Origin of the sequence: Catenibacterium sp. RTP21428st1_D7_RTP21428_210409, from assembly GCF_040227455.1 — a bacterium.
Classification (GTDB): Bacteria; Bacillota_I; Bacilli_A; order Erysipelotrichales; family Coprobacillaceae; genus Catenibacterium; species Catenibacterium mitsuoka_A.
Window position 1 is genome coordinate 1 of sequence record NZ_JBEHVX010000116.1, and the last position, 6,127, is coordinate 6,127.

Sequence of the window (6,127 nt, forward strand, 5' to 3'; positions counted from 1 at the left end):
GGCTGAAGGGATCGGTCTTGAAAACCGACAGAGGATTAACGTCCTGCGGGGGTTCGAATCCCTCAACCTGCGCCATTAATAAATATAACTCAGGATTCATTCCTGAGTTTTTTTTGTGCATTATTTCAAATACTATATTTTAGTGGTTCTTATTGGATAAGCATTTTAGTTACCTAACTCTCGATGCTATCCTTTTTTATTACTCCCCTATTTTTTTAGGCAAAGAAAAAAAGCTATCGATTGATAGCTTCTTAGAAAATGTTGAAATATAATAGACAAGCACAGATACTTGCACAAATTGGAGCAAGTACCGGTACCCATGCATAATCCCACTGAGAAGTTCCCTTGTTCTTGATTGGTAAGATTGCATGTAAGATTCTTGGACCTAAGTCACGAGCTGGGTTTAAAGCTGGACCAGTAGGACCACCAAATGAAGCAACTAATGCCATAACTAATAAACCAACACCGATGAAACCAGCACCCTGATTACCATGTTCGAAAATTGGTGAATGAGTAATAGATAATGCACAGAAGAATAAGATAAATGATCCGAAGAATTCGTTTAAGAAACCATTGAGCTTATTGTTTGTTGCATCAGTAGTTGAGAATGTACCTAAGATTGCTTCAGGATTTTCTGTTGAATCATAATGAGGCTTGAAGCAAAGATAAACAATGAACTGACCTACGATAGCACCAGCAAACTGTACTAAGATGTAAGGTAATACTTCAGCTAATGGTACATCACCTACAACAGCAAGACCAATAGTGAATGCTGGGTTAATATGGTTACCAGAAATTTTACCAATCATAAGAGCTGGAATCATAACGGCCATACCATAACCGATTGCAATGACGATCCATCCACTGTGGCTTCCCTTTGTTCCCTTTAATTCCACGTTTGCTACTGAGCCGTTACCAATCATAACCATGATTGCAGTACCAAGGAACTCAGCAATGAGACGAGTAGTTAATGAAAATGTCATAATTGTCCCCCTATTTAATATTTAATTGTGTTTAATGACAAAAGGATTATAAAACCTGTATTTCAATGTGTCAACATGTTTCTAAAATGTTAATGCTTACAATCGTTTTTTATGCATAGGTAGCACATTATTTTTATTTTTGGTATAATGCATAAAGGAGGTTATATTATGTTAGAGATTAATACAAAAGCACCTTCTTTTAATCTACCAGATGAAGAAGGCAATATGCATACTTTAGAAGAATATAGAGGTCATCGTGTGATTCTCTATTTCTATCCTAGAGATAATACACCTGGATGTTCTAAACAGGCATGTGGATTTAGAGACTTGTATCCTGAATTCTTAGAAAAGGATGCAGTGGTAATAGGAATCAGCAAGGATTCTGTAGCAAGTCATAAGAAGTTTAAAGAGAAATATGAATTGCCTTTTACTTTACTGTCTGACACAGAAAAGAAGACAATTATGGATTATGATGTATGGAAAGAAAAGAAGAATTATGGAAAGGTAAGTATGGGTGTTGTAAGAACAACTTACTTAATTAATGAAGAAGGAATCATCATTAAAGCCAAGGAAAAGGTAAAGACTACAGATAATCCTCAAGAGATGCTTGAGGCTTTATCATGAAGATTATTATGAGTCCTGCTAAGAAGATGAGAAGCGACGAGGATGCATCTATCACTCCTACTACACCTTGTTTTCTTAATGAGTCTTGTATATTAGAAGAAAAGCTTAAGAGTATGCCCTATGATGAGTTAAGAAGATTGTGGAAAACTAATGAATCATTAACACATCAATGTTTTGAAGAGTTACAGGAGCGTCAGTTCAAACCACTGACATGTGCAATTCATGCCTATGATGGGATTGCGTTTAAATATCTTCATCCTTTTTCTATGAGTGATAGTGAAAGAGATTATTTAAACAAGCATTTACGTATTTTATCGGGCTTGTATGGGGTTTTGACTCCTACTGATGGAATTGTACCCTATCGTTTAGAAATGGGCGTTAAATCGCTTAATTTGTATGATTTTTGGGGCAGTAAGATTTATGAATCACTTGATGATCATGTGATTATTAATCTTGCATCTAAGGAATATTCTAAATGTATTACTGATTATTTAAAGAAAGATGATCAATGTATAGAAATACAGTTTCTAAGAAATATCAAAGGAGTACTCAAGCAGCAGGCAACATATGCGAAGATGGCTAGAGGAGCGATGATCTCTTATATGGCTAAAGAAAAGATAGAAAATATAAAGGACTTAAAGAAGTTTAATGATTTAGATTTTGTATTTGATGAAAAGCTGTCTAATGATCATTGTTTTGTATTTGTACAAGGGAGAAATGAAAATGAATAAGTTTTTAAAAGGTTTTGTATGTGCACTTCTTGTATTAAGTACTGGATGCGCTAAAGAAGAGAAGAAAGAAACACCAAAGAAGACTAAGAAAAAGACAGAAGAAACAGCACAGGTGACTCATACTGATATTACTATGTCTTTTGTAGGTGATATGACTTTGGGAAATTATGCAGGTCAGGCATATGATGGATCTTTTGATCAGGAATATGCGAAACAGGGAAATAATCCTGATTATTTCTTAAAGAATGTCAAAAGTGTTTTTGAACAAGACGATTTAACTATTGCGAATCTAGAAGGTCCTTTAACCGATGAAGAGAGTCATGTTATTAAGTCATTCCCTTTTAAAGGTAAAAAGGAATATGCAAAGATTTTAACTAATAGTAGTGTTGAAGCTGTGACAGTCGCAAATAACCATTCTATGGACCGTTATCAAAAAGGAATGGATGATACTAAAGCAACTCTAGATGAGTATGGTGTAGGCTATTTTGGATATTCAAAAAGCTATATTAAGGAAGTAAAGGGTATTAAGTTTGGTTTTCTTGGTTATGCATTTCCTAATGCTGTATCAGATGATATGAAGAATACGATTACTGAATTAAAGAAAAAGACTGATTTTGTGATTGTTTATTATCATTGGGGTATTGAAAGAAACTATAGTCCTACTCAGGGGCAGAGAGATTTAGCACATGCAACTATTGATGCAGGGGCGAATATGGTCGTAGGTAGTCATCCTCATGTATTAGAAGGGATTGAAACATATAAGGATTCCCCTATTGTTTATAGTTTAAGTAACTTCTGTTTTGGTGGTAATAGAAATCCAAGTGATAAAGATTCTATGATTTACCAGCAGACATTCCACTTTACTAATAAAAAGATCACGAGTATGGAACATAAGATTATTCCATGTATGATTTCTTCTGTAAAGTATCGTAATAACTATCAGCCTATTATTGCCACTGGACAGGATGCAGAGCGTATCTTAAAGAAAGTCAATACAATATAGTAAAAACTGGACTGCGGTCCAGTTTTTAGATGAAATCTAATAAATCTAATCTATGATCTTCATATGTACGAAGATAGTTAAATATTTCTTCATGCTCATGCATGATACCATTTTCTTCACACACTTGATGGAATATACGCATCAACTGCTTATTTTGTGGACTAGAGAGAATATAGCTATTTCCATACTTATGGATATACTTTTCTTTCAGTCCTGGAAAGTGTTGATCTAGCTTAGAATAGAAAAATTCTCTATTGCCTTCTCTTAAGGTAACACCCATACCAAAGCATATAATTCCTTTCACATAAGCCTTAATACAGTAATCAAGTATCCCTCTTAAGTTTTCTTCATTATCATTGATAAACGGAAGAATAGGTGTCAACCAAACAATAGTAGGTATACCTTCTTTTTGAAGAGTGAGTAATGTTTCAAAACGTTCTTTAGTTGTTGAAACATTAGGTTCTAGCTTTTTACATAGTTTTTCATTATAAGTAGTGAGAGTCATCTGAATGACACATTTAGAATGTGTCTGAATGGATTTCAGTATATCCAAGTTTCTTAATACACGTGATGATTTAGTAATGAGCGTAACTCCAAAACCATTTCTATCAATGATTTCTAATGCGCCTCTTGTATACAACAATTGATCTTCTAAGGGAATATAAGGGTCCGTCATAGCCCCCATGCCAATCATACAGGGTTTTCGTTTCTTTTTCAAAGAAGCATCTAAGAGTTCTAATGCATTCTCTTTAACTTCTATATCTTCAAACAAGTGATCCATATGATAGCAGTCACTTCTAGAATCACAATAGATGCATCCATGCAGACATCCTCTATAGAGGTTCATTCCATTGCTGGAAGATAATATACCTTTAACCTTTTTATAATGCATATTACTCCTTTTCTAAGCAAATACGACAATTTGTATAATGAATTTCTTTTAAAAAAATCATATAATAATGTCGGAAAGAGATTTCCCACTCTTTTCTACCCTTCGAGGTCAGCAACCATTCCCTTCTTAGCTGACCTTTTTATTTATTATTTACATAAAATTGGTTTATTCATTACCTTATATCAATATAATACAAGTGATGAAGATATGTGATCCCCACCATATTCTACATATATCCGCTTCATCAATTACCAGCTATGCTGGTTTTTTTATATATTCTTCTATCTTTTCTTTATTTAATGATTCACCAATGACAATAATGATTTCCTGACCTTTCGCAATTGTTTCAGTAGTAATCTGATCTTTTGCCGCATTAAGTTCTATCCATTGATCATTTTCTGGTATAAAGCCTTTGATTCTAAATACTTTGCCACACTCAGAATCATTAAAAATAGATTGAGTTGCATGAATCAACTCTTCTTTAGTAATTGCTTGATTCATAAAAAACATAGTAGAGAAAGCTTCTTCTTTCTTAAAGAACATCTTAATAAAGCCTTCTAATTCATAACCAGAATGAAGAATAGAATTAAAGTCATCATTATTGAGTGTTTCTAAATCAAGGCAGTCTTCTTTATTAAATCTTCTTTTACATTTAATTAGAGACATTGTGTTATTTAAGTGTGTGATTGTGTTATTGATTTCTTCTTCTGTGGCTTCACTAGAGCGACTGAGAATGATTTTACCAGCATCTGCAGCCTGACAGCCTAGTAAGTAATCTGATTGCTTAGAAAGGTTATTTTCTAGCTTAGAATTCACTAAAGCAATCACATTACCAATCTCATACCATTTATCTAATGGTTCTTCATGAAGTACATCAAAGAACTCATCGACATCATAAATACCTGATGGTTCTACTAGTATTCTATCAAAACCTCTCATACCCATAGAAATGAGTTTTGTCTTAAAACGGCGTCTATGACAGTCTAAATCTCCTCCACCAACAACCATTTCTAGTTCACATTGGTCACCTAATTCTTCTTCTAATACCATCATATCTACATTAATCGCACCAAAATCATTTTCCAATATTGCGATATGCAGTCCTTGATCAATTAAATACTTCGCATATTTCTTAATAAATGTTGTTTTACCTGATCCTAAAAAACCTGTAATTAAATCTACTTGTACCATAAGTTCACCTCTTGATTTTATTATATGTTGATATAATATTTTGTCAAACAGTTCACATTAGTCACATATAATAGACATAGAATACTCTTTAGAAAGTATGTGTGAATTATGTCAAACCATGGACTTAACATGCCTATATGTTTGTGTTAGGATTCAGATTAAAGGGGGCAGTGATTATGTGTACTGCTGCATGTTTTAAAGATAAGGATTGTTATTTTGGAAAAAATCTAGATTATGCGTTTTCTTATGGTGAACAGATTGTTGTAACACCTAGAAATTTTGAGTATGGTTTTAGATATACAGATGAACCATCTTACAAATATGCCATCATTGGAATGGCTCATGTCAGCGATGGATATCCATTATATTATGATGCAATGAATGAAAAAGGATTAGGTATGGCTGGACTCAACTTTGTAGGAAATGCCTATTTTAATCCTGTAGTTAAGAATAAGACAAATGTTTGTTCTTTTGAGTTTATTCCTTGGATCTTATGTCAATGTGAAACTGTTGAGGAAGCCATTCATCTTATTAATGAAATGAATTTATGTGATACACCTTTTAGTGCATTATTCCCACCTGCTTCACTTCATTATATGATCAGTGACTCAAATAAGACTATTACTGTAGAAGTGTGAAACAAAAATCAATCAAAACGTATAAAAAAAGACAAACTTAAAAATAAGTTTGAATAATTTAGAAA

General features: G+C 33.3%; 7 protein-coding genes. 4 read left to right on the top strand and 3 right to left on the bottom strand.

Annotated features, from left to right (window positions below):
* Positions 1-251: 251 nt before the first annotated feature.
* Positions 252-983 (bottom strand): MIP/aquaporin family protein, encoded by a 732-nt coding sequence (locus tag ABUA27_RS11775; RefSeq protein WP_129982147.1) that lies wholly within the window; start codon positions 981-983, stop codon positions 252-254.
* Between the two features lie 168 nt (positions 984-1,151).
* On the opposite strand from ABUA27_RS11775, the gene ABUA27_RS11780 reads away from it, so the two are divergent.
* Genes ABUA27_RS11780 through ABUA27_RS11790 form a run of 3 tightly spaced genes read left to right on the top strand, consistent with a single transcriptional unit; the run spans position 1,152 to position 3,341 of the window.
* The gene (locus ABUA27_RS11780; protein WP_129982148.1) at positions 1,152-1,607 is read left to right on the top strand and encodes a peroxiredoxin; all 456 of its coding nucleotides are present in this window, start codon (positions 1,152-1,154) and stop codon (positions 1,605-1,607) included.
* A complete protein-coding gene (gene yaaA / locus ABUA27_RS11785) occupies positions 1,604-2,338 on the top strand; it encodes a peroxide stress protein YaaA (RefSeq protein ID WP_129982149.1) in 735 nt (244 codons plus the stop codon). Before ABUA27_RS11780 ends, yaaA begins: the two co-directional genes overlap by 4 nt.
* Positions 2,331-3,341, top strand: a complete 1,011-nt coding sequence (locus ABUA27_RS11790; protein ID WP_349820771.1) for a CapA family protein — start codon at positions 2,331-2,333, stop codon at positions 3,339-3,341. The genes yaaA and ABUA27_RS11790 overlap by 8 nt, the downstream gene beginning before the upstream one ends.
* A gap of 25 nt (positions 3,342-3,366) precedes the next feature.
* Here the strand turns inward: ABUA27_RS11790 and ABUA27_RS11795 are convergent, their stop codons facing one another.
* Together ABUA27_RS11795 and ABUA27_RS11800 are read right to left on the bottom strand one after the other, a co-directional pair.
* A complete protein-coding gene (locus ABUA27_RS11795; RefSeq protein ID WP_287846731.1) occupies positions 3,367-4,233 on the bottom strand; it encodes an SPL family radical SAM protein in 867 nt (288 codons plus the stop codon).
* A 255-nt stretch (positions 4,234-4,488) separates the two neighbouring features.
* Positions 4,489-5,424, bottom strand: coding sequence for a CobW family GTP-binding protein (locus tag ABUA27_RS11800; RefSeq protein ID WP_287846730.1), 936 nt, complete (start codon positions 5,422-5,424; stop codon positions 4,489-4,491).
* Between the two features lie 176 nt (positions 5,425-5,600).
* Between ABUA27_RS11800 and ABUA27_RS11805 the strand changes: the two genes are divergently transcribed.
* The gene (locus ABUA27_RS11805; RefSeq protein WP_238634592.1) at positions 5,601-6,062 is read left to right on the top strand and encodes a linear amide C-N hydrolase; all 462 of its coding nucleotides are present in this window, start codon (positions 5,601-5,603) and stop codon (positions 6,060-6,062) included.
* Positions 6,063-6,127 lie beyond the last annotated feature (65 nt).